Consider the following 25,511-nt stretch of genomic DNA (forward strand, 5'->3'; position numbering starts at 1 on the left):
CTTTAAAAATAGTAGAGAGCTTAATTGCAAAAGGAGCAAATATAAATGCAAAGATGGATGATGGTAGAAGAGCTCTACATTTGGCAGCAGAACATAATCGCTTGGAAATAATGAATTTCTTGATTGAAAATGGAGCAGATATTAATGCTCTAGATAACAGAAGTTGGACTCCTCTACATTGTGCAGCATATGATGGTAATTTAGAAGTTGCTAAATTTTTGCTTGATAAAGGAGCAGACATTAATGCTAAAACAGTTAAAAGTACTACACCTCTACACTTTGCAGTAGACCATGATCATTTAGAGGTGGTTGAATTGCTCTTAGAAAAGGAAGCAGATATTAATGCTTTAGATCACACAAATTGGACTCCTTTACATTTTGCAGCAGAAAAAGGTTATGATCAGATAGCAACCGTTCTATTGAAACATGGTGCTGATGTAAATGTAAAAGAAAATCAAAATAAAGGCACAGCCCTACATCTTGCAGCTCAATATGGTCATCCTAAGGTAGTTAAAACTCTTATTATAAATGGAGCGGATGTTAATGCAAAAATGGATAAAAATGCTACGCCTTTACACTTAGGGGCACAAATTGGTAATTTAGATATAGTTAGGTCTCTACTTATGAGCGGAGCATACTTTAATGCTAGAGCTGAAGGAGGTAGATATGTTTTACCATTACACTTTGCGGAAAGAAGAGGAAACCCAGAAGTAATAAAATTACTAAAATTGGTTGAGAAGTTATTTAAGGCTATAGAAGATAATAATTATTTAGGAATTGAGAGTTCCATTAGAGATGGAGCAATCATTGATTCGAAGAACGTGGATGGAAGAACGCCATTACATTATGCTGTTAATAATGGGCACATAAAAGTTGTAAATATCTTGCTAGCAAATGGAGCTGATGCTACTCAAGTTACTAACAAGGGTAATACACCATTACACACTGCTGCTTCCAAAGGTCATAAAGAAATTATTGAAGCTTTGTTACAACGTGTAAGCCACAATAAATTGAGTGATTTTATTAATGCTAAAACAATAGTTAAAGGCACTACATCGTTGCATGTTGCTACTGAAAATAGCTTTTTCGAAGCTGTAAAATCTTTGTTGAAACATGGTGCAATTTATAACATCAAGAATAAAGAAGGTAAAACACCACTTGATCTTTCTCGAGACCAGAATATTACTAACCTATTGAAATTAGTAGAAGAGCTATTTGAAAATGCAAAAAATGGTAATGTTGAAATTATCAGTGAGCTGAGAGCAATAAAACCCGATGAGCGCGTAGCTGTAACAAATGCTCGTGATGATCAAGGCAAGTCATTAGTCCAGGTTGCAGTAATCAATAAACACTCAAACCTTGCAAGTAGATTATTAGAAATATTAAAAAGTCCAGATCAGAGTTTACAAGATGTCAGCGTAGAAAATCGAGTAAAGAGTTTAAAGTTATAGCTCTCTTAAATGAAACTCTAATGAGGGTGCCAAGATCTAGAAAATATACAAAAATTTTGTTACAAAATAGTGAAATTTAGGAGGATTTTAAAAATATGCTAAATAATAATATTAACAAAGAATTAGAAAAAGCAGTCTATGAACGAAACTTAGAAAAAGTTAAAGCTCTTTTGTCTGCAGGTGCTAATGCTAACCTTAGAGTAGAAAGGAATAGAGATACGTTACTTCATACTACTAGTAGTGTAGAAATTACTAAAGAGCTTTTGTTAGGTGGTGCCGAAGTCAATTCAAGAAACATGTATAGTGAAACTCCACTACATTCTGCTATAACACTGGGGAAGGAATTAGAATTAGTTAGAGAACTTCTGAAACATGGTGCTGATGTAAATGCAACAAACCGTAAAGGCAATATTGCACTGAACCATGCTGTAAAAAAAAGTGGTAAAAATCTGGAAGTAGTTAAAGAACTATTAGAATATGGAGCTGATATTAATATAAGAAATCGTGAACGACGGCTTTATGATAATTGTTCCACATCTTTAGATAACGCTGTAAGTGATCTAGCATGCGCTAAATTGTTGATTAAATTTACTTTAGTAAGGAACTTCAATAAGGATTACGGAAAAATTATTGACTTATCTCCTTATAAAGGATGCAGTAATTACAGTAAATTATCAAGTTATCTAGATGACTGTGTTTGTGAAATTCTTCAAATGAAAACAGATGAAATAAAAGATAGCCTTCCACTATATGAATTTGTTACAAATAACTTCAACATACATGTACTATATAATAATCAATTATCTGTAAGACTAGCAAAAATTGATTATTCCATACGCTATCCTATATATAATGATATCATATTAGATAAGGTAAAACCTTTTTTAGAAAGAGCAGATTTGTTAAATAAGTTAAGTAAGATACAATTTTATACTAAATTAGATGTGGCAGATCAAGATGCCAAAGAAAAGAAAATTATTCTGGATCATGATTCTACATATAATATAACTGAATATCTATCTAATGATAACTTGTTAAACTTTATAGTAGCGTTTGATGATTCCAATAAACGTACTTTTCAATCTTTAAGTTCCTTAAATAATCTCGTAGAGCCTGGTACAAGACTTTATGAAACTTCTATAAGTAATGATACCAAACGTGCAAGATTAGAATAAATACATTTTTTGTCAGTACTAGAGTTTTTTATGAACAACAATTAGTCGTATGGTTCCAGAGAGGTGATACATAAGAGATTGCTATAATGCCAAAACACTAAACTTAGTGCTTTTTTATGTAAGTTGATCATCATTTCTCTTTGTTGTTTTCAAACGGGTTATTATTAGTAGGTGTTACTAAAAATTTAAACAACCAACACATTTCCCACACCCAAAATCAAATGTTGTGAAGGCTTTTCGTCCTGAAATTGCAGGATTAGTAGATATTCTCTCAAAAATATTTTATTAACAAAAGATGCTATTTTAATTTTTGCCATATTAAGTAAACTTTGCTATTCTAATACTGGTGTAAATATATCTCAGAGAGGGTTTATGCATGTACCTAAACAACAAACCAGTTTTTATCAAGAAGATAAACAGTTTTTATCACGTTCTTACACATCAAAAGAGGAGTTTATTAGAGAATATAAAAAGCTCTACCGCAGAAAAGCAAAAGCTGAAGAACTTTATCTCCTGGTTTTAACTGAACTCGAAGAGGCAATATCAGATGGTAATGTCGACAGCTTAAAAAAATTAAGCAATTTTATTGATTACATAACTGATGCAGAAGATCAAGTAACTTTGAGAGACTATTATGATAATGCTAACAATCCTGTTAAGAGTACTAACTTAGTTATCTTAGCTTGTAAACACAATAAGGTAAAGATTTTAGAATACCTACTTGGCAATAATAGTAAAATTCTCAGTAATTTATCTGTTGGCATCAGAAAAACTACTATATTACCAGATGATGAGGATGAAACATGCCATAATGCGTTTTATTATGCTATACGTTCAGGTAATGTTGAACTTCTTGATACACTCATTAATAAATGGCCAGGTAATTATTTTGCTGTTCATTTCAGGGAATTAGATGAAATTCTTTCACGAGCTTATGAGGAATTAAAACTAAAGAACGTATTCTTGTCAGAAGAGATAGAAATTTTTGTTGAAAATAAGTTGATAAACCTCCGTTTTTTCTCTAGTGCTTCTGGACAAGATCAGAATGTGAAGAGTTATCTTAATAACATAAGAGAGCGGATTGAGTTAGTACTTCAAAATATTAGCCTGTTAAAGGCAGAGTATTCAAACACAGAAAAAGTAGATGAAAAGTTTTTATTCATAGCAAAATTTATTGCACAAAATATTCATATATTAAAGCGGCAGTTGAAATCAACCTACGATAGACTACCTTGGGAAGAAATGGAATTTTGTTTGATCAGTTTTGTTTCTTCTCACATAAAACGACAGGAAATGAATCTATTCTATAATGCCACATTGAATAAAAGTAAAATACTAGACCACTTGGAAAATTTTGCAAAGAAACTTAAAGAAGAAAAAGATATTATAGAAGGTGTGGACATTGGTAAATTTGCTGATCTCCCGAAGTTAAAACGTGAGAGGGTTGTTGCAGAGATCGTTAGCAATTATCCTCAATTTGGAGAGTTGTATAGCGATTATCAACAAATTAGGGATATTCATTCTTTAGAGAAAATAAGTGATTATATAAAGTTGGCATTATCAGCTAATCCTAAAGAAAGGGAAGGACAGTTAATTATTACAAGGGTTTTACAGGTTATTGGTGAATATTTAAAAAACACTCTAGAATCTCCCAAGTTATCTAGCACTACAAGCGAGCTTCTTCTACTATCATTACCAAAGAACACAAGAGAAGTCATTATAGATTTACGTAACTCACTATCACATGCTTACTCGCTCTCTAAAAGAACAGAGATTGAGGAAAATACAGATGTTAACTTTTTTATTGGTGTTCAAAATGATACTAAAAGAATCGATAATGTAATTACTGATATTCTTTACAATAACAAGATTAAAATAGTCATAATATTGCTAAAGAAAATTACCAGTAGTGAAAACTTAGACGAGATAAAAGAAGTTGCTGGAATATTTAGTAACGTTGAATTAGATGAAATGATTACAGAGAGTTTTAAAGTGATGGAACATGATAAGCTTGAAAAACTCATAAAAGAATTAAGCAATAATATAACTGAAAAGACGAATTATGAAAAGGAGCTGTTTAATAAAATTGATAACATAATCAATTTTGCAAAAACTAAATCAAAAAATATCAGAACTGATTATGTTACGGCGTTTATATCATTAAAGAGCTTAGATGTTGGTTTGAATGACAATAAGATTGACCATAATGTTATTAGAGGAATAAAATTCTTTGCTAATAAAACACTAGAGAATATTCCTTCCCAAATAGAGTCTCACAATCTTAAAGAAATAGCCGAACTATCAATGAAAATTTCTCATAGTGTTAGGTCAAGAATACAGGATGACAACCTTGATAAAGTAAATAGATTAACTTGTGAGATTTTTTACATTGCTGAACTTGGAACAGGTGACCTTAAATGGATTGAGGAATTAAGAAACAAGTTGAATGAGAAAGGTTCGTTTATTCCTATACATAAACAAAGGAAGGCTTACAACATAACAGAAGAAAAATACAATAACCAGCTTGAACTGAAGTTATCTGAACTGAAAAGTATTTTGAGGAATAACGCATTAAGTGGCAAGTTAACTGAAAAGCTTCCTTCCTACAAGAGGAATAAAAAGTTGCAAGCAGTAGTAGAAATGCTTGTTCTGGATATAATGTCAATTTTAGGTAGATCAGAGAAGCATCTAGAAAACAATCTACTTTTTTTAGATGATAACACTCCTTTATTAACTGGAAAATGTTTGCGTAATCATTTAGCACACGGTAATACCTTAGTTGATGTATTGTTATCTGATCCCTCAATAGCAGTTATCTTGAACGCTAAAAAACTTATTTCAGAAAATGTAATAAAAAGTAAGAAGAAAATTGGCAAGTCGGTAAGAGATGATCCTTCCAAGCTGAAAGATAAATACGATCAAAACCTTATCACTATTACTAATCAGGAAAAAATGTTTGCTGCGTTGGAAGAAGGAAATCTTGAAGACTTAAAGAGTTATCTCAAAAAAGGAGCAGACATCAATGCTAGAAGTATTAACTCATGGACTACATTACATTTTGCTGCTAAGGGACCTAGTCTTGAAATTATAAAATTTGTTCTTAATCAAAATTTAGACGTTAATGTTAAAGATATTAATGGTCAAAGCCCACTACATATTGCTGCTGCATATGGAAGGAAAAATATTGTGGAATTTTTTATAGGAAAAACAGGTGTATATGTTGATGATCTAGATAATAGTGGCAAAACATCACTACATATTGCAGCTAAAAATGGTCACAAAGATGCTGTTGAAATTCTACTAAAAAATAATGCTAATACTAATACCAAAGATATAGCTGGTTTTTCACCTTTACACTATGCAATAAAAAACAATCATATTGATGTTGCTAAGATTATGCTGGAAAAAGAAGCGAATGTTGACATCAACGAAACTATGGGTGGCTTTACTTCACTACATATAGCTGCAGAAAGTGGTTATCTAGGGCTAGTTAATTTTTTACTGAAAAATGAGGCAAATGTTAATGCAAGAAACGATAAGGAGGGAATACCATTACATACAGCAGCACTAAATGGCCACCTAGAAGTAGTGAATGCTTTAATTCTCAAAGGAGCCGATGTTAACTCCAGAGTTATAGATGGTTGTACACCATTACACTATGCAATAGAAAACGGTCATGAAAAGATAGCTAATATTTTATTGAAGCATGGAGCTAATGTTAATGTTGTTGACAAAACCTATAATAACACACCTTTGCACTACGCAGCAAAAGATGGACATGAGAAAATTGTTAAGGCTTTACTGACAAATAATGCAAATGCTAGTATTGCCACTGTGGAAGGTATAACCCCACTACATTTTGCAGTGCAGAGTGGCCACTTGAAGATAGTTGTTGCTCTTCTCGAGCATGGGGTTAACATTCGCGCTAAAGATAAAAATAATGCTACGCCATTACACTATGCAGCAGAGAGTGGTCATAAGGCAGTTGCTGAGCTTTTAATAAAAAATGGAGTAGAAATCAATGATAAAGCCAATAATAATCTAACACCATTACATGTAGCTGCTCTGAAAGGTCACAAAGATATTATTGAACTCCTAATAAGAAATAAAGCTGAAGTTAGAGCTCAAGATATTAAGGGTAGTACACCATTACATGCAGCTGCGATGAATGGTAGCAAAGATATTATTGATCTTCTAATAAAAAATAAAGCTGAAGTTGATGCTAGAACTAATGATGGCATGACGCCATTGCATGTAGCTGCTCTAAGTGGACATAAAGACGCTATTGCTTTTCTAATCAAAAGTAAAGCTGAAGTCAATACTAGTGCTAATTATGGTCTTACACCTTTACATGCAGCTATTGTAGGGGGTCACAAAGATATTGTGAACCTTTTAATAAAAAATGAAGCCAAAGTTAATATGGAAGGTATTGCAGGTAGTACACCATTACATGTAGCTGTGGAGGAAGGTTATAAAGAAATCGTTGGAATTTTGGTAGCAAATAGAGCCAATGTTAATGTTAAGAGTAACAACCTAACACCATTGCTTTCTGCTATTAAGCATAATCATAAGGAAATCGTTGAAGTTCTTGTAGAAAATGGAGCTAGTGTTAATGCAGAAGGTGGTGAACCTTTATCATTAGCAGTGCTCGCTGGTTATAGGGATATTGTAGAGATTTTGCTAAAAAACAAGGCCCGTACTAATATGAAAGGTCCTGAAGATGCTACACTATTACATTTGGCTGCTAAAAGAGGCCACAAGGAAATAGTAAATGCTCTGATAGCAAGGGGAGCCAATGTTGATGCTATGACTATTAATAGTACAACACCATTATATCTTGCGGCACAAGAAGGCCATGAAGAAGTTGCTGAAATTTTGATAGCAAACAAGGCTAACGTTAACTTTGTAAATGTTGAAGGTGCTCCACTACATATAGCTGCAGGACACGGCCATGTTAATGTTATTGAAGTCCTATTAAGTAATGGAGCAAAAGTTAATGTTAAGGACAATAAGAGCAGAACACCTTTAGAATTAGCAGTTGCACATGGTCATTTGCAAGTGGTTAAAATGTTACTGCAGTATAAAAAAGTAGATATGAATGCTAAAGGCAATGATGATTGGACTATACTGCACATTGCTTCACAGGAAAGTAACTTGGAAATGGTAAAATGTCTAGTAGATGAAGGGTCTAATATTAATGCTAAAAATGCCTCTGGATCAAAGCCTATACACATTGCAGCTAGAGAAGGTTATAAAGATACCGTAGAGTTTTTCCTTAGCAAGGGGTTGAGTATTAATGAGCTTGGTACAGCTAACCAGACATTACTACACTATGCTGCAATGAAAGGTCGGTTAGAAGTTGTAAAGTATTTGATAGCACAAGGTGCTGACGTTAATGCTAAAGATATTAATGGCTTAACCCCTATGCATATTGCTGCTAATTTTGGTTATAAAGACGTTATTGAAGTTTTATTAAAAAATGGTGCAGTTTATAACGCTGTTGACAAGCTTTGTAGAAGACCATTAGAAATGACTAACGATAAAGACGTTATCAATCTATTAGCATCAACTGAGAAATTATTTGAGGCTGTAAAACGTAATAGCTCTTCAGAGGTTGAGAATTACATTAAAGCAGGAGCGTTTGTTAATACCAAAAATGCTGATAGTGTAACACCATTATATTATGCTGCATGGAAGGGCTATGATGGAGTTGTCAATATTCTATTACAAAATAAAGCTAATCCTAATGTGGTTGGTAACAAGGGGTTTACTCCTCTGCATTATGCTGCTAAGTTCTCTCACTTAAAAGTTGTAAAGGCCCTATTATCTAATGGTGCAGTATACAATGCTGTCTCTGACAGTGGGAAAACACCATCAGATTTTACTGTGGATAAAAGTATAACTAGCTTATTTAAACTAGTCAGTGAATCATTTAAAAAGGTTAAAGATGGTAATGCTCAAGTTATTAATGACCTAAATAAGATAAAGGATATTGATACAGTAAAAGCAGTGATGAGTGCTCGTAATAGAGAGAACAAAACGTTAGTAGTTGCTGCAGTACATAGTAACTTTTCAAAAGTCGAGCAGTTGAAGCAGATATCGCAAAGTGACGTATCCGCTCAGATTGATACAGCTTTAGTGCTCTTGAATCAAGGCAATTACCAAAAAGCCTTAAGTATTTTCAGAAGCGCATTTGAAAGAAGAAAAGAAATACTAGGACCAGACAATCCTGGTACTTTAGATATTCAGACATATATAGCCAAAGTGCTATATAAGCAAGGAATTTACCAAGAAGCTTTAAATATGCTTAAAGAGATTTTTCAGAAACAAAAAGAAATGCTGGGTTTAAACGATAAGGATACTTTAAGTACAAGAAGTACAATCGCTTTAGTGCTGCATAGACAGGGGAAAGATGAAGAAGCTTTTAATATTTATCAAGAAGTCTATCAGAGACAAAAGGAAATACTAGGGTCAAATCATTCAGATACCTTAAATACTCAGTTTCACATGGCATTAGTATTAGATAAACAGGGAAAATATGAAGAAGCGTTAAATATCAATAGGGCAGTTTTTGAAAAGAGGAAAGAAACACTAGGTACACATGATCTAGCCACTGTGAGTGCCAAAAATAATATAGCAATGGTACTAGCTAACCAAGGTAAATACGAAGAGTCCTTAAAAATCTATAAAGAGGTTTTTGAAAAGAAGAAAATAATTTTAGGTATTAATCATGCTGATACCTTGAGAACGTTACATAACATTGCTGGGGTACTCTTCAATCAAAATAAATATCATGAAGCCTTGAAAGCTTTTCAAGAGGTTTTAAATATCCAGAAAAAAGCTTTACAACAAAATCACCCAGAAACCTTGAATACTCAATACAACATAGCAAATGTACTTTTTGCTCAAGGGAAATGGATCAGCGCACTTAAAGTCTACAGAGAAAGTTTAGATCAAAGAAAAGCTGTTTTTGGACCAAGTCATCCGAGTGTTTTAGATATTTTAAAAAAGATAGAGATGATTAATTTTAGATTTAAGCTTGAGGGTAGCGAAGCATCAGAGGTTCTCCAGCATCTGCAGAAAGATATCAACATTGCTGCTAGTAAAGGTGATATACGAACTGTTCAGCGTCTGTTAAAAGATGGAGCTGATGCCAACGATAAAGATATTGATGGAAGAACACCGTTGCATTACGCTGTTAGCAATGGACACATAGATATAGTAAACATCTTACTAACAAATGGAGCTAATGTTAGTCAAGTTACTAATAAAGGTAATACACCATTACACACTGCTACTTCCAAATGTTACAAAGAAATTGTTGAGGTTCTGTTACAACATATCAGTCGTGATAAATTAAATGACTTTGTTAATGCTAAAACTACTTCTAGTGGTACTACATCACTTCATGTTGCAGCTAAAGGTGGCTCCTTGGAAGTTGTAAAATCTTTATTAAAACATGGTGCAATTTATAACATTGAGAACAAAGAAGGTAAAATACCTATTGATCTTTCTCGAGACCAAAAAGTTACTAACCTACTGAAATTAATTGAAGAATTGTTTGGAGATGCAAAAAAAGGTAATGTTGAAATTATCAGCAAGCTTAAAGCAGTAAAACCTGATGAGTTTATAGCTGTAACAAATGCTCGTAATAATCAAGGGAATACATTATTGCAAGTTGCTATAGCCAATAAACATAAGAATATTGCAACTAAATTGTTAAAAATGCTGAAAGAGCCAGATCAAAATTTACAAGACGTCAATATAGAAAGTGGAGTTAAAAGTTTGAAACTTTGAATAATACTATTGAAATATTTATATATAACCTAAGTTAATATTATACTTAAATCAGTTACAATATCTGAGTTTCAGCAAGCCATAGAGTCAAATTAAGGAAAGTAGATATAGAAAAAAGTACAAATTTTTGGTACATGGGCTACTTTATACTCCACATCACAGCTACAAGTTTACCATTTTATTCTATTAGACATATTTATTGCGTTAAAGGAGAGTATATGTAAACACCTGGATTTATTACAGAAACTAAAACACTGCAAGATAGTAAAAATATTATGTTTAAACTAGTTTGACTTATATTATATACTGTGGATAATATATCATCTATTTATGATTATATTAATATAAGGAAAATGTTATAATCTGGAGGGTAAGTAGTTATGCTAGGCAATGATAATACAAGCTACAGTTTAATTTCTGCAGTTCGTGAAGGAAGACTAGAAAGAGCAAGGGAGTTAATTAATTCTTTTGGACTATCTTATTCACAAGCATGGTCAGAAGGATATGTTTTACTTCGTGATGCTATTGAGAATAAACATACAGCGGTTACTAAACTACTTTTAACAAACGGTTCTAAAGTTAACAGCAAAAACAAAAGACCTTCTAATACTCCACTTCATTTTGCTGCTATAAATGGTGACATAGAAATTGTTAAGATGCTTCTAGACAGAGGTGCTAACATTGATGCTAAAAATCAGTATGGCAGAACTCCGCTTCACAATGCGATTGAAAATAAGAAAATGGAAATTACCGAACTACTTTTAAATCGTGGAGCTAACATTAACGTCAGAAGCAATGATGGTATAACTCCTCTTCATATTGCAGCTGAGAGAGAGTATTTACAGATTGTTGAGCATCTTTTAAAATATGGAGCTTATGTTAATTGTGTGTGTACTTCAACATGGAAAAAAGGTTATGCACCACTGCACTTTGCTGTTGAAAAAGGTAGTAAAGAAGTTATCACGTTGCTTTTAAGTAGAGGTGCTAATGTTGATGTTAAAGGGGAAGATAGTATCACTGCCATTAAGTTAAGGGAAAGAGAAGTTAAGATTGGACAAAAAATTTGAAGTGATTGATAATTATGGTAAATACTAGGGTGAATTTTTAAGAAAAGGGAGTCTGAAAAGTGCAAGTTATTTAAAAAAGTAATAATTGCAGGTTATTTTGCAAAGAATGTACTAATGCAATGATACTGAAAAGATATCTTGAATTTAAAACACATGTTTTCTAGCTCTTTTCTGGTAGTTGAGTGAACGAATATCAGATATCTTATGACGATCAACTCTTCTCCCTTTTCTCACCACTAAAGTGTTCATCAAAAATAACTGTGATAGTCGATACATAATGCAGTCTATGTCTGACTCTGTAGAAAAAATATCAAAGGCTAAGTTTTTAATCGCATTAAATGAGACAGATTTATTGATGCTTTTTTTTAGTTTACTATTCTGTGAGCTCAATGTCTCTTCATCATCTTCTATCATGATACTTTCTAGATTACTGATGAAGATAGTTGACCAAAAATCCTGCTTGATAGTTTCAATACTTTTTCCTGTGAAATTCTCTAAATTTAATCTTCCCTTCAGCCTAGAAAAAAATGTTTCTACTCCCCAGCGCAAGTAATATAATCTCTCAAACTCTTCAACTGTAAAACGTTTCTCATCTAACAGAGATGTTACTAACACTTCAACTTCGCCAGAAGAAAGTATTATTTTGACTAACCTGAATTTCATCTCATCAGGTAATCCTAGCTTTCGTAGCTGTCTTGCTACTTTAATAGGTGCGGTAGACACTACCACCGTACTAGATGGGCTTTCCGGCTTAAACATAGTGTTTATTTCATTGAAAGACGAACTTGAACAGCGAATTATATAATTGATTTTCCTTCCTGTAAGCTCAGCAAGAAATCGATAAGATACGTATCCTCTATCACAGATTAACAAATCGTCTGATTTTATGGATTCAAGCATACCGATTGCTAAATCAACCTCATAGCTGTCACCTCTACTTAGCACAGATTTTATTGCAATATTATTTAGCACATCGTAGCAAACTTCAAAGGTTGCACTTGTATAGTCTTCAAATCTCTGGATTCCATTCCATACTGCTCTTGAGCCAAACTCACCTATTATTTTGTCGCTCTTTGGCAGAATCAGTATTGAAGCATCAAATGCAAGTACTCTGAAGCCATGGTGGGTTTTAAATTCCTGATCTTGGTAGTATAGGGAAACTATATCATCATTTAACTCTGAAAACGCAGTATGTTTTAGCTTCTTTCTTGCTTGAGTAAATGCACTTGCCGTAATTGTATAATCTTTTCTTGTATGCAGAACAAACTCATTAAGCATCACTTGTAATGACTTTACACTCTTTCTAAAAATCAGGAGAAATACATTAACGAAGGGCAGCTTTCTTTTTCGTGAGAAGTCTTTTGAGGATGCTCTGTGTGCGTTTATAAAGTTTAAACTCATCAATTTATTTTTTATAAACATGATTATTCTTTTTTTTACTCATGTCATTACTTCTTTTAATTTGTGAATCTTACCTGATTTTATAATACAGTTCATCACTTTTCCTTAACTTAATGGCAGTGAAGATAGTATAACCCCTCTTCATATTGCTGCTAAGAAAGGATATATGCATATTGCCGAAGATCTTCTAAACCATGGTGCTTGTACTCATTCTTTCACATTGAAGGAAGGATATACGCCACTACATTTTGCTTCTGAACTAGGCAATGAAGAAGCTGTGAAATTATTCTTGAATAAAGGTGCTGATATTAATGCTAGCACAAATAGTAATTTAACGCCACTTCATATTGCTACCAAAACAGGACGTAAAACAGTTGTAAAGCTGCTCTTACAACATGGAGCTAAAGTTGATAATCAGGACAAAGATGGTAAAACCACACTACACCTCGCTGTTGAAAAAGGATATTTAATGATTGTTGAGGATGTTTTAAAGTATTGTCCTGATATTAATCATCAAAGTAACAGAAGCTCTCTTAAAATCGCAGTGCACGGCTATGGAGAAGAGTATAAAAAGATTGTTGAGGCTCTTCTAGAATATGGTCTTATTGTTAATCTCGAAGATGCAAATAATCCTAAGTTATTACATGCTGCTGTTGAAAAAGGATATTTGAAAATTGTTGAAGACCTATTGAAGTATGGTGCTGATGTTAATACGTTACACAATTCAACATCTAAAGAAGGTTTTACACCTTTACATAGTGCAGCCAAAAACAAACAGGAAGAAGTAGCTAAATTATTGATAAGCTATGGAGCTGATATAAATGCTCAAGACAAAACTGGAAAAACTCCAATATTTTATGCTACTGAGAATGCCGATTTAAAAATTACCAAGCTACTTTTAACTAATAGAGCTAATGTAAAAGATAATCCTGAGCTATTGAATATTGCTGTTAAGAAGGAATGCATAGAAATCGTTGAAGCTCTTTTGCAACACGATACTGATATTAACGCTAGTGATAAATATGGAAGAACAGCATTGCATTTTACTGCTTTAAGTGAGAGTGAAGGTTTTTTTGGATTTCTTACTAATGAAGATCCTGATATTAATATTAAGGGAGAAATTGCTAAACTGCTTCTAAGTAAGGGAGCTAATATAAATGCTCAAACCAAAAATGGTATTACGACGCTTCATGCTGCTGCTCAGAAAGGATATACGAAAGTTGTTGAAGCTCTTTTAGAATATAATGCAGATGTTAATTCTACAGTTAAAAGTGATATAACACCTCTCCATCTTTCTGCTCAACAAGGAAATGAAGTAATTAGCAAAATGCTCTTGAACAAAGGAGCTAACGCAAACGCTAAGCAAAAAGATGGAATAACTGCGCTTCATATTGCAACTCAAAAAGGCCATAAAGAGGTTGTAAAAGTATTGCTAGAATGCGGTGCTAAAGTTGGTTCTAAAATTAAAAGTGACATAACACCACTGCACCTGGCTGCTCAAAAAGGTTACCAGGAAATTATTGAGACTGTCTTGAAATTTGGTGCTGATATTAACTCTAGAGATGAGTATGGCAGAACAGCACTTCACATTGCTTCTAAAGAAGGACATGAAGAAGTTGTTACAACTCTTTTGGAATATGGCTCTGATATTAATATTACGAGTAGAAATAATCATACACCACTTGATTCTGCTATGGCTGGTATAAGGTCATTCTATAGTCAACTCAACAACTATGACTCTGATGATGATGGTTATTACGATCCTGATCGTGGTGTCTGTTCGTGTGAAGTAACTGCTGAAGCTCTTAAACGCCACATAGTTAAAATGAAAACCGCAAATTTATATGTAAGTGAAAAAAATTTACTATCAATGAGTATCAGTGGTGAAATAAGTGGCTTTCAGGATGAATGTGAGGAAGAAATAGCAAGGATGAAGAGTGAGAAGATTAATAATCCTAACATTTCATTTTATGATATCTTGGCAAAAGGTACAAGCTCATTAGCAATATATATGAGGAATGAAAATATAGTGCAGGTTTTAAAATCAGACGACTATAAAACAAAATTTCCAATATATGCTAGTATGATCGAAAGTCATTTCAGAAAGGGTATGGAAAGAAAAGAGTTACTTGAACAAGGCAATAAAATTTTCCATTTTCTCTTTAACAATTTTCCTGAGTTACCATATGACTGTACTGAAAAAATATTTAGCTACCTGAGTAACGAAGACTTAAGAATTTTGATAGATGCTTGTAACCCTCTTAGCATCAGTAATCCTAATACTAATATTAACAATGTAGTGATTACCTCAAGTACATCTCAAGTACAGTACGTTTAAGTTAAGGAAAAATAGCAGAACAAGCTACTTTCAACATTAAGTAACGGCTTTAGTAATTTAAAGATTATTTTAAAGGTTTTATGGAAATATTCAAAAAAGTATACGTGTCAAGTTAAGGAAAAATGAGCAAATTTAGTGCACTAAAAGTTGGGGAATATTAAATAAATCATTGGAGGTAAGTTTGGAAAGTAAAATACTTATCAAATGAAGATGAAGAAAATAATCGCAGAAATGGGAGGAATGCAATAACTCTACGTACTACAATTAATCTAGTTTATAGCATTACCCATGGTAATCCAAATAAGATTTTTTTCTCATAATCAAGTCATAGTAAATTGGAACAACTTTTCACATCTAACAAAAGCTCTGACTTTAGATTTAGGATTGAAATTAGTAAGTAGAATGATTACGTAATGCATATATTAGTGAAAGGAGGTACAACATGAGTAATATAGTTCATTCAAATAAAAACAATAAATGTGATAACTTTAGTGTAAGAGGACTACAAAGAGCCGTTGATAACATATTTGATAGCTTCTTTACAGGATGGGACTCAGAGCTTTCCAGAAGAGGTAGTAGTCTATTACCAGCTTGCGATTTTTATGAAACAAAAGAAAGCTATTGTCTCTCACTAGAGCTACCAGGTATTTCCAAAGAAAGCATAGACATTAGTATATCTAGCGACAGCTTAATAGTGAAGGGTGAAAAGACGTGTAATAACGAGTCAAAAGATAAGCAGTTTTACCATCGAGAAAGATACTATGGATCTTTCTATAGGTCTATTCAGCTTCCAGTAAATGTAGAGCAAGATAAAGTGTCTGCTAATTTTTCAGATGGAATATTGCACGTAACCATACCTAAGTCGGAGAAACATATCAAGAGAATTGATGTAAAGTAACCAGTAAGTAATAGCAGGCTTCTAGTTTGAGGCTTGCTACTTTAAATTATTATAGATGGAATGTAATAAAGTTCAATTATCTTTTCTAGATCTAAATTTTTGTCTTAGCGTATTTATTATACAGATAGTGTAAAGCCTTTGTTAAGCTTACATATTGTCAATAATCTATTAATAACTCTTATGGTATAATTGACTTTGAAGAAAGAGGGAGTATGAGTGAGGCAAATCCAATAGTTACATTGAAGGCTAAAATTAAAGAATTTGGTTTTAGTGAATTAAAGGCTGGTGAGAGCAATAAATCAGCAAACTCTGGTGAAACAATGTATTTCGATTTTCCAAGAATGAACTTTGTTATTAATGGAAAAATTATAGATACAGTTTTAACCTCTGCATTAATTGAAGGAGCTCAATATCGCAAAAGCAACCTTTTTAATAGTTATGATATATACAGTAGTGAAACCGCAAGAGAAAAACAAAGAGAAATAGATACAGATTATGGTAGAGCTTTTGTTGATTCAGTCCTCAAGGATCTTGAAAAGGAACTTGCACATAATGCGTTATGTGAATTATGGAAAAGTCACTGCAAAAATTCTGAAATTCCTGATTATCAGAAAACCACCTCATATGGGAAAGATTTTGAGAGATTTTACAATGCTGGAAGAGAGCATCTGCATCTATTACTAAAAGTAGGAGATGAGAATAAGAACTATCGCCCATTTGTAAAAGAAGTCTTTAAGGAAATGTTCCAATACGCAGAAGCAAGTGTTCCGAATGACCCTATTTTAGAAGAAATAATCACTAATTGTAACCAAGCGGGGTATGAATTTGCTGTAAGCATCCCTATTCTTGAAAGTTCACTCTTGGAATATGGATTAAAAGGGGAATATAGCAAGAATAAAACAATGTGTATTGATTGTGCTGATCCAATCAGTACAAAAGTAAAATCTGATATGTTAGTGTTCGTAACGAAGTTTGATAACCCAGGAGAAAAAATATGCGATCTATCGACTTCACTTGAATTTGTACTTGAGTCTCAAGATGGTAAAGATGGTGTAACCTATAAAGATGGCAAATTATTACTTACTATTCCTAAGGAACTAAAAAATTATAAAGGGGAAAGTAGAAACTTGTTTGATGTTATTAAAGAATATTTTCAAAAATTCTGCGAAAAATTAGGATTTAAATTCGAGATAAAAACACAAAAAATAGAGCATGATTTGGACGATTCGCTGAAAGTAAATAGTCATCTTGAAAGCCTAAGACCACCTATTTGTAGTAATAATTATGCTCTTGGTCATTAAGTACTTTAAACCATAAGCTCAAGTTAGAGAGAATGGCACAAATGTTATTAAACAATAAAAGTTATAGTTGTATCTGGTTACTTAAGTTAGCTATAGAATGCCTTCTGTGTATATTAAAAGGGTATTTATTTTGTTATTTAAGTTTCCTCTTTTGGAACATAGAAACATCCTAGGAATAATCCTACTGAATTCTATGATATTATTTTTTGTAACATTGTTATATACTTCATAAGAAAGCTTATATCTCTCACCGCCATCTTTAAAGAAGACATCATTATCTTTAATTGTTTCAACCAAAATTTCCTTTCCTTTATTTTTTTTGCACTTTCAACTTTTTTACTGCATCTTGTGTTCTGCTTTGATCTAGATCAAAATCAATGTTGGTACAAATAACAAAATCTTTCAGTTCACCATTGATAAAGTCTTGATTGTATTTAATCTTTAAGTAGGAAATGAAATACTTTGCCAAATTAAATTCACCATCTTTATTTTTTGTGAGTAAATCGCTTATTCCAATTTTATTATCCTCCTTATTTTGCTTGTGTTTTGCTTGCAAAAAACGATATATTTTTTTTGATTTTGAATTATTACATATAAAAACCAAATCATCAAATTTTTCAGCATTATTCTACTCTGTAGCCAAACGAAAAGAGTAGCTTTTATCTAGTCCACGCTTTAAAAATAACATTAACAATTTTAGCTGGTAAATGTTGCCATGAAGAGTATTATTTAATCCAGAAGCAAGGTATGTTCTTGATTCATCCTCTTCGATTTTTGTTCCTTCAGGCTCTTCTTTTTTCATGAAGGAAATTCGTAACCGTTCACGGATTGTGAGAATGAATAAAGAACTAAGCAGTGACAGCTAGTAGATTCTGTAGCTTTTGAAAGGGGTTTTGGCCATTTAGACGTGATGTCAAAAATATTGACAACATTCTTTCCACGAATCTTTCCCCACGTTCTGACCAGGTGAAAAAGCTGTTTTTACGATAAATTACGTACCGTCTAATTTGCCGTTCTGCAAGGTTGTTGGTTGTTTCTATCACTTCAGGTTTTCTTAAAAACTTCCACATCATATCCTCAGACCGTAACATCTTAGCGGCCATTCTTGAAGCTTGAGTGCTATTTACAACCCTCGTCATTTTACGCAAAAAATGTTTTACCCTTTTCCGAATTTTTCGCATCAGTCGATAAAATCTCAAATTATCTATCGAATTGTGTTTTTTTGCCTTGTCTACTACAAACACCTTATTGCTGAGCGATTTTAGTGCTTGGCCAATTTTGCTCACTTCAACATTTTTACTATGGGCAAATCTCTCAAAATCTCTTGCCAAATGTGTCCAACATATCTGTCTATTTTCACGATTGAAGTAATTGTATACAGCGTATCTATTGCTCACAACTATGCCATCATATTCTGGCAGTAAACTCTTCAACACCTTCTTACCACGAGACTCGCTTACCTTCAGAAGTGTCAACGCTTTGTTCGTTATTACCCAACTCCAGCCTCTCTTTCCTTGATTTCTGTGTCCTGTTTCGTCTATATGCAAATATTCGCTTCCTTGTAACTCTTCCTTCATTTTCTCATATTCAGATGCACACTTCTTCGATGCCCTGCGTTCAGTATTTGAGACTAAACCAAGGCTTATATTTAGATTAAAAATACTGCCTAAAATTTGCTGTACCTCTCTTTTTGAGTTAATAAAAAAGCCGCTAAGGCTGCTTATAATTGTTTTAGCATTAGATCCTAGAAGATCTCTTGCAACACCTTCGGGTAAATTTGCTGTAATTCTTTTATTACATACTCTACAATGTCCTCTTTGCAATCTGTACTCAGTTACAGTTGGCTTAATTTCTGGCAATTCTGCCTTCTGATGAATAATTTCATCTTCTAAAGTAACCTTACCTCCACACATACAAATCGTATCAATTGTGCAGCTCACTACCTCGTCTGCAGCCATTAATTCACGCTTATGCCCCTTATGTCCTGGCTGACCTCCTGGTTTTTTATCACTTTTCTTTTTTGCTTTCTTACGATATATATCTCGTGATGGTGGCAGCGATGAATTTTGCGAATTTAAGCCCAATTTGTCTTGTAATTCAACTATTTTTGCTTTCAAGCTGTCATTTTCTCTGATCAGCGCTTTTATTTCTTCCTTGAGATTAGCGTTTTCTGCTACAATCTTTTCTTGCAGCACTTTTGTCATTTACCCATTCCATATTTAGCTTCCTATTTCTTTACGCTTTTATATTTACTTTGTAAATCACCTTATCTCTGTGAGCGATTACGGAAATTCTTGGCTTTTTAGAAGAACCAATTTCTGGCTTGTTTTCTCCAGTATTTGCCCTTTTTAGAAGTGAAGCTCTGCCTAATTCTTGAATAATACCTTCGTTATTAAGACTTTTAGCAATATCTAGTGGCATTTTACCTTTACTATTCTTGATTTGTATTGCTCCATTTTTGACAAGCAGCTTAACTACTTTAGGTTCCTGTTTGCGAACAGCCGCATGTAACGGTGTATTTAACTCATAATTAGCGTCCTGAAAATTAATGTTCGCTCCTTTCTTCAAAAGATCTTCAATGTCGTTTGATTTTTATTTTTCTGAGGTGCTACTCTTAACAATTTTTATCAACTCCTCATTAAGATTGGCTTGACTCATAATATCATTATAGTCAGAAGAATGAGAGCTCCTATGTTTAAAAATATAGCTTACCTCTTGATTTTTAGCTAATTCATATGGCTCTTTACCCTCATTATTTTTGATATCACTTCTTGCTTGTTTATCTAGAAGTAGCGATACAAGTTTTTTGTTATTTCTGGAAACAGCAATATGCAAAGGTGTATCACCTTTATTGTTTTTAGCGTTAACATCTGCCTTCCATTCTTGCAGTAATTTTCTAACTATTTCTTTTTTATCCCTTTCAACAGCATAGTGTAAAGGTGTATTATCTTTATTATTTTTATCAATGATGTTAAGCTTTACTCCTGCTTTTAAAAGATCTTGTACTTTCTGCAGGTTGCCATTTCTTATAGCAGAAAATAGCTCTGTATTTTTCTCTCTTTCACCATCACTATCAAACCTACGATAACGTTTAAGTTCAGAAGATTTATAAGCTTGTCCTATACGTTGTACTTTCTCTAATATTTTGGAAGCTTCTGAATTATTTTTTTCTTTTTCTAAGTAATCTATTGAACGCTCCACTTTGAGCATAAATTCCACTGCCTATTTTATATAGAAACCTATATTAGATTTGATTATATGCTAATGAATAACATTAGCAATGCAAGTAGTTTTTATGCATACCTCTTTAGGTTTTACAGAATAGGCAGTTAGAGTAGAAAAACAAGTTCCAAAATAATATAAGACCTGCTGTAAAGTAAATCAGATTTTTTTTGAAAATAACTACCGTAAAAAACAGCAGCTTTCCTTTTGCAACAGGTCTATAGAAGTTGTAATTATAACAAGTAACAAATTTAACTCTATTTTTAGAGAATCTATTTGGATTCACTCTATTTCTAGGTGTCTTTCAAACTGTGTAACTAACTGCTTTACGTTTACATGTGTAATTAAGAGAGCTTTCACAAGGCTCATGATCAAACTGCTACTTTGCAGGATTTTCTAGAGATCTTTTATTTCTCATAAAGGATGACTGAGCTTGGGAAGCAACTTTTAATGGATTTTTCTTTATACCAACATCTGATTGTGCTGCTATAATGGCACTACTTTTAGCGGGTTGCATACCTACACATTCTCTTGCTTGGTTTTGCTCAAAATTTTCCACTGTTGCTTTTACTTTACTTTTCATCTTGCGATTAACCACTATAACAGGCACCTCCACTTTTGGCACTACTTGTCTATAATCTTGATTCTCAGCTCTTAATGGTACTATCGATTTACTTTTAACTGATTTTTTAAGAACCGCTCCCACTATTTTTGGTTTTGCGCTTATTTTTTGATTGTTATAGCCTAGATTTTTAGACTGTGATGATAACGTAAGTATATCTTTTATCGCTTGTGATTCTTGTTTAACTTCTTGAACGGTAAAGGATGTTTTCTTTTGTATTTCTTATAATTCCAATAGAATTTTTGTATTTGTTCGAACATAGAAAATATTTTGCATGGAGTTTTTTCTATCTTTGGTGATTTTAGTGTTGCTATTTAATTCTAACTTTTGCATAGTACTCTCAATATTTTTATATAGGAGGTACAATGCCAAAAAAGATGGAGCGTCATGCTGCAGTGCTTAGTAAGTTAAAGAGTGTTATTCAACATACAGATTCCAAGGTCATGGCTGAAAGGCGTTCAGCTATTGAAAGATGGGTAAAAACTTACATTAGGCAGGTAGAATATCTTAAAGATGATAAGCTACAATTCTTATACAACATATTTCGCGATGAAAGTTGTTGGTCAGGTACGAGATTGAACAATACAATCTTAGGACAGAGGTTTACTGAAGAAAAAATAGGCGAAATAAAGAACCCTCTTCCTATATATGATATGGCATGTCGATACTGCGTGATAGATAAAATTCCTTTGCTCTTTCAGAAGCAGTTTGAATCTTACAAAAGTAGCTTCTCTTCTGAAGAGATAGATGATGATGGTAAGCCTGCAACTAGCAATAACAAATATGTAAAGAGTGAGTTGTTGGGTTATATGAAGAGTCAAGACCCTGTATTTAGCTTTTGGGTTGATAAAAAATCTGGAGAATTTAAGAAGCATGTCAGCGCAACAGAAGGATTTAAGAAAGCTATAGAACTTAAGTGGAGCGAAGGAGTAGAATATTTTTATAGCCTTCTAAATGAAAAAGAAAGAGAAAGGAAAATTACTGATGCAGTTACTATATTATCCTCTGTTCAATGTGACCATAATGGTGCTGTTACTTTAGACTTTTGTCTTAGTAAAATGAGCGATCAAGCAAAAAACAAGCTGTTTAAAGATTCTGAGCTATCAAAAAAAGATAAAGGAGTGTACTCTCTCTTTAGCGCGTTGATACATCAAGGTTTTTTTGATACGATGCAAGCTATACTTCCGATGTTTAAAGATAAAATACTGGAGGATAAGATACTTTCACCTAGGAGTTATACTCTTCTTCTCTCCTCACTTTCGGACATGATGCTCGAAAATTCTGAGTCAACTATTCAAGCTAGGGAAGCTATAATGAACCTTATAAAGTGTGGTAATTTCAATAATCATGAGGGGCGTGAGGAAAAAGCTGCGGTATTTTTTTCTAATGGAAGGGTTCCGATTAAGCGTGCGCTTGCAGGATTGATTGTCGATTGGCAACTTGGTTGTACAAAAAAGGAAGAGGTGTTAAAGGTACTACAGTTTGCCAAAGAGTTTTGTGCAGTTGAAAGTTTTATGTATTTTAAAAAATCTGTTGTTGATAACCTAAAAATGGTTGGTAGGGATGGTATGAGAAAAAATATAGACTATGGTAAATTAGCAGAAAAGTTGTTTGCTGAATTAGATACGGTATCCGTGCCTAACGGAAGAGGTGATTTTGGTGGAGCTGGTGACCCACAGTCTACACTAGGAAGCACTGAAGTTAGTAGTTTTTCTGGTCGCAATAAGTAGGAGTATTTTATGCATGGGTTAGTTAGAAGTTTAATAAATGGAAATTGTGGAGAATTCACGGAAAAGTTTGAATATTTCTTGGATTCATGTCCATCTTTTCTGCATTCAGTTGGCAAAGATCACTTTTTTCCTGCGTTCTTTTTTGGCATGTTTGCTACTGCACATGATTCTGGTGTTGCAAACAATGATGAAAGAATCTTCTTTCGTTTTGATAATGATCCAGGTAGTCCTGGAAGGGGAAATCTAAAGGTTGCAATTCTAACAACTGATGGAAATAACAGAAGAGTTGTAAGGTGCTATACTATTGCTGACAGAGAGAATAGCTACGGTTCTAGGTTTAGCCAGCAGGAAAGGGAGCAGCTGGAAGGTATCCTGCGAGATGAAGAGCTTGAATGGCAAGAGTATAAAACATTTATATGGGCGGATAATCAAGGTGAAGATGAAGAAGAGGAAGCAGTAAGATGTAGGATATTTCAGGCAGGACAAGGGCCGTTTACTGGAAATCATGCATCTTATTTAACTCGTAGACATAGTTTTCAAGAGATTACCAGAACACCTGGGCTGCAAAATAATTATTTACCGGATTTGATGAATCAGCTAGAAAGTGATGATGCAGATGATGTACACGACACTACTGAGGAAGTGTTTCAGCATATTATTGGTGTCTACGATAGATATAGTCAGGCATTGGACTTCTATGGTAGAGAGTCTGACTATCATGGTTTTGTTTCCGGTGTTTTGATGCATTTTAGATATCGCAATGTAGCCAATATTTACCTTGAGCTGTTTGTAGGTGGTGGATATGCAGATATTACTTCTATTGTACGTGGTACACAGAGGTTAATTAATTCTGTTCCCTGTGTAACTGAACTTAAGGCAGGCAGAAGAGCAGATAGGAATGCTGGCCGTGCATTAGAGCAGGCTGGAAATTATGTTAATGGATGTCCCGTTTCATCCATATCTATTCCAACATTATCACCAAGAGCTGTCTGCGCTGGAGTGAATTTCGATTTTGGTAACCCAGGACGTTTACAGCTTGGTGTGAGGGCTTTTTTAGCAAAAGGTTCTTCTTTAATGGAAAGATTATTTGAACCTGTAGAGGATGAGGAGATTGGAGAAAATGTTAGGGATTATCTACTCCATCCAGCCTTTGGTGTACCTGCTGTACCAGGTATTAGGAATAGGGGTGGTGTTAACGCTAGAGATAGAAGAATATTTCTCTATACAAGTGGATTTGCTTTCGCAAGTATTGCATTTGCAAAAGGAACTGTGCCAATAGAAGGAAATCGTGCAATAGTAGATAAGCACTTGTTTCACTATGACGGTAATGCAAAAATGTTAGATGAGCAAAGATACAATACACAAGTAAATATTGGAGATCGTGCTTTGACTATGGTTTTGCATGTATCACGAGGTAGAGACCAGAAGGAGGAGGTGATCGTATTTCATGTTCGCCACGTATTGGCTAATCAACTTTTTCCGGACAATGGATTGGATCTATCGCGTTGGCCGAATGCTATGGTACATGAAGTGGTGTGTAATTTGACCATAAATAGAAGGACAAGAGGAGTAAATGATAATCTTGGTTTAACTGTTAATGTAGAAACATTTGACTCGCCTGCTGACTACCTGCTTGATAGAGGTAATCAGCCTTTTCAAGGTGAGCTTTTACGAATAGGTGGCGTTAGTAATGTGCATCGCGCTGCAAATGTAATGATGAATACTGGCTGGGAAAATGAAGATCCAGACAGTCATGAACGGTTTTACCAAGCAATTTCCAACGTGCTAAATCCACCCCAGCCAAATAATGCAGGACTCCAATCATTAGCATGGGTAGTGAACAGAGATAATGCTAGAGAAGCTGGGTTTCATGCTGCATTGCATGGATTATTTTACACTTGCGATAATCCTGCTAGGGTAGTTAGTGAATTTCAGGTTGGAGGAGGAGGAAAGTTAGACTTAGTATTGTCACGAGCTATAGGAAGGATGGGAGGTACTCATCCGATTGGAACAGAGCTAAAGTTTGCTGCCACTGAAGCAGACGTACAAAATAGAGAAGAAGAAGCAGATGAACAGGTGGAGGGTTATCTGCAGAGTAGAGGGTTTGATCGCATTACTGATGGAGATAAAATGGTTTTCTCGTATGCCGTATTTAATGATCAAGCGCCAGCACCAGCACAAAATGTCCCAAATACCCTTATAGCAGTTAGTAATGTTCTACGCATAAAAGATAACTTAGGAATTGACACTGTGGACGACTTTCCTTATAGATAAAAGGGATTATTGAGAGTTTAATTGTCTGTCATAAATAGCAGATACAAGGTTTATAGTTAGAATTGGTTGATAGTGTTATATTGACTACTTCATTTTGTAACCAGATCGGCTTTATTGAGTAGTGGATTACAGATGGGCAGGCAAAAAAATCCGTGTAGTAAGTTCAAAATTAATGTCGGAGAATTTTATAGAAGTGTCAAGTTGAAGTTGATGTGGAAGGAAAGAGACTATAAAT

The 25,511-nt window shown here is 33.7% G+C and carries 16 protein-coding genes; 9 read left to right on the forward strand and 7 right to left on the reverse strand.

Annotated elements, in window-relative coordinates; translation table 11 throughout:
- Window positions 1-8 precede the first annotated feature (8 nt).
- The 4 genes from OPR42_RS05645 to OPR42_RS05660 all read left to right on the forward strand — a co-directional run bounded on the left by OPR42_RS05645 (window position 9) and on the right by OPR42_RS05660 (window position 11,490).
- The gene (locus tag OPR42_RS05645) at window positions 9-1,451 is read left to right on the forward strand and encodes an ankyrin repeat domain-containing protein (RefSeq protein WP_406848682.1); all 1,443 of its coding nucleotides are present in this window, start codon (window positions 9-11) and stop codon (window positions 1,449-1,451) included.
- Between the two features lie 95 nt (window positions 1,452-1,546).
- Window positions 1,547-2,626: an ankyrin repeat domain-containing protein gene (locus OPR42_RS05650; RefSeq protein ID WP_265042093.1), complete on the forward strand. Its 1,080-nt coding sequence runs from the start codon at window positions 1,547-1,549 to the stop codon at window positions 2,624-2,626.
- Window positions 2,627-2,998: 372 nt separating this feature from the next.
- Window positions 2,999-10,423: an ankyrin repeat domain-containing protein gene (locus tag OPR42_RS05655; RefSeq protein ID WP_265042094.1), complete on the forward strand. Its 7,425-nt coding sequence runs from the start codon at window positions 2,999-3,001 to the stop codon at window positions 10,421-10,423.
- A 380-nt stretch (window positions 10,424-10,803) separates the two neighbouring features.
- Window positions 10,804-11,490 carry an ankyrin repeat domain-containing protein gene (locus OPR42_RS05660; protein WP_265042095.1) on the forward strand — a complete coding sequence of 229 codons (687 nt, stop codon included), beginning with the start codon at window positions 10,804-10,806 and terminating at the stop codon, window positions 11,488-11,490.
- A 144-nt stretch (window positions 11,491-11,634) separates the two neighbouring features.
- On the opposite strand, the gene OPR42_RS05665 is transcribed toward OPR42_RS05660, so the two are convergent.
- Window positions 11,635-12,912 (reverse strand): IS4 family transposase, encoded by a 1,278-nt coding sequence (locus OPR42_RS05665; RefSeq protein ID WP_265041416.1) that lies wholly within the window; start codon window positions 12,910-12,912, stop codon window positions 11,635-11,637.
- A gap of 109 nt (window positions 12,913-13,021) precedes the next feature.
- Between OPR42_RS05665 and OPR42_RS05670 the strand changes: the two genes are divergently transcribed.
- The 3 genes from OPR42_RS05670 to OPR42_RS05680 all read left to right on the forward strand — a co-directional run bounded on the left by OPR42_RS05670 (window position 13,022) and on the right by OPR42_RS05680 (window position 17,428).
- Complete coding sequence (locus OPR42_RS05670) at window positions 13,022-15,229, forward strand: ankyrin repeat domain-containing protein (RefSeq protein ID WP_265042376.1); 2,208 nt, start codon at window positions 13,022-13,024, stop codon at window positions 15,227-15,229.
- 442 nt (window positions 15,230-15,671) lie between these two features.
- Window positions 15,672-16,127, forward strand: coding sequence for an Hsp20/alpha crystallin family protein (locus tag OPR42_RS05675; RefSeq protein WP_007549102.1), 456 nt, complete (start codon window positions 15,672-15,674; stop codon window positions 16,125-16,127).
- Between the two features lie 212 nt (window positions 16,128-16,339).
- Window positions 16,340-17,428, forward strand: a complete 1,089-nt coding sequence (locus OPR42_RS05680; protein WP_264688613.1) for a hypothetical protein — start codon at window positions 16,340-16,342, stop codon at window positions 17,426-17,428.
- Between the two features lie 310 nt (window positions 17,429-17,738).
- Here OPR42_RS05680 and OPR42_RS05685 read toward each other — a convergent pair whose 3' ends face one another.
- From OPR42_RS05685 to OPR42_RS05710, 6 genes are all read right to left on the reverse strand, one after another.
- On the reverse strand, window positions 17,739-17,984 hold the full coding sequence (locus tag OPR42_RS05685; RefSeq protein WP_146038228.1) for a hypothetical protein: 246 nt from the start codon (window positions 17,982-17,984) through the stop codon (window positions 17,739-17,741).
- A gap of 72 nt (window positions 17,985-18,056) precedes the next feature.
- Complete coding sequence (locus tag OPR42_RS05690) at window positions 18,057-18,230, reverse strand: hypothetical protein (RefSeq protein ID WP_007549098.1); 174 nt, start codon at window positions 18,228-18,230, stop codon at window positions 18,057-18,059.
- Between the two features lie 46 nt (window positions 18,231-18,276).
- Entirely contained in the window at window positions 18,277-19,632 is a 1,356-nt protein-coding gene (tnpC, locus tag OPR42_RS05695) for an IS66 family transposase (RefSeq protein WP_264688612.1), read from the reverse strand.
- A 31-nt stretch (window positions 19,633-19,663) separates the two neighbouring features.
- Window positions 19,664-19,996 carry an ankyrin repeat domain-containing protein gene (locus OPR42_RS05700; RefSeq protein WP_265042096.1) on the reverse strand — a complete coding sequence of 111 codons (333 nt, stop codon included), beginning with the start codon at window positions 19,994-19,996 and terminating at the stop codon, window positions 19,664-19,666.
- A gap of 24 nt (window positions 19,997-20,020) precedes the next feature.
- On the reverse strand, window positions 20,021-20,638 hold the full coding sequence (locus OPR42_RS05705; RefSeq protein WP_007549519.1) for an ankyrin repeat domain-containing protein: 618 nt from the start codon (window positions 20,636-20,638) through the stop codon (window positions 20,021-20,023).
- Window positions 20,639-21,029: 391 nt separating this feature from the next.
- Entirely contained in the window at window positions 21,030-21,356 is a 327-nt protein-coding gene (locus OPR42_RS05710; protein WP_007549972.1) for a hypothetical protein, read from the reverse strand.
- 281 nt (window positions 21,357-21,637) lie between these two features.
- On the opposite strand from OPR42_RS05710, the gene OPR42_RS05715 reads away from it, so the two are divergent.
- Complete coding sequence (locus OPR42_RS05715; protein WP_264688609.1) at window positions 21,638-23,002, forward strand: hypothetical protein; 1,365 nt, start codon at window positions 21,638-21,640, stop codon at window positions 23,000-23,002.
- A 9-nt stretch (window positions 23,003-23,011) separates the two neighbouring features.
- Entirely contained in the window at window positions 23,012-25,276 is a 2,265-nt protein-coding gene (locus OPR42_RS05720) for a hypothetical protein (protein WP_191111445.1), read from the forward strand.
- The last annotated feature ends 235 nt before the right edge of the window (window positions 25,277-25,511 follow it).

The organism is Wolbachia endosymbiont (group B) of Melanostoma mellinum, from assembly GCF_947251465.1.
Taxonomy (GTDB): Bacteria; Pseudomonadota; Alphaproteobacteria; order Rickettsiales; family Anaplasmataceae; genus Wolbachia.

What these genes read in the sequence shown, in the direction of transcription:
- OPR42_RS05650 (WP_265042093.1), top strand. Translation starts at nt 1,547, where the DNA reads ATGCTAAATAATAATATTAACAAAGAATTAGAAAAAGCAGTCTATGAA.
- OPR42_RS05655 (WP_265042094.1), top strand. Translation starts at nt 2,999, where the DNA reads ATGCATGTACCTAAACAACAAACCAGTTTTTATCAAGAAGATAAACAG.
- OPR42_RS05660 (WP_265042095.1), top strand. Translation starts at nt 10,804, where the DNA reads ATGCTAGGCAATGATAATACAAGCTACAGTTTAATTTCTGCAGTTCGT.
- OPR42_RS05665 (WP_265041416.1), bottom strand. Translation starts at nt 12,912, where the DNA reads ATGTTTATAAAAAATAAATTGATGAGTTTAAACTTTATAAACGCACAC.
- OPR42_RS05675 (WP_007549102.1), top strand. Translation starts at nt 15,672, where the DNA reads ATGAGTAATATAGTTCATTCAAATAAAAACAATAAATGTGATAACTTT.
- OPR42_RS05680 (WP_264688613.1), top strand. Translation starts at nt 16,340, where the DNA reads ATGAGTGAGGCAAATCCAATAGTTACATTGAAGGCTAAAATTAAAGAA.
- OPR42_RS05690 (WP_007549098.1), bottom strand. Translation starts at nt 18,230, where the DNA reads ATGAAAAAAGAAGAGCCTGAAGGAACAAAAATCGAAGAGGATGAATCA.
- tnpC (WP_264688612.1), bottom strand. Translation starts at nt 19,632, where the DNA reads ATGACAAAAGTGCTGCAAGAAAAGATTGTAGCAGAAAACGCTAATCTC.
- OPR42_RS05705 (WP_007549519.1), bottom strand. Translation starts at nt 20,638, where the DNA reads ATGCTCAAAGTGGAGCGTTCAATAGATTACTTAGAAAAAGAAAAAAAT.
- OPR42_RS05715 (WP_264688609.1), top strand. Translation starts at nt 21,638, where the DNA reads ATGCCAAAAAAGATGGAGCGTCATGCTGCAGTGCTTAGTAAGTTAAAG.
- OPR42_RS05720 (WP_191111445.1), top strand. Translation starts at nt 23,012, where the DNA reads ATGCATGGGTTAGTTAGAAGTTTAATAAATGGAAATTGTGGAGAATTC.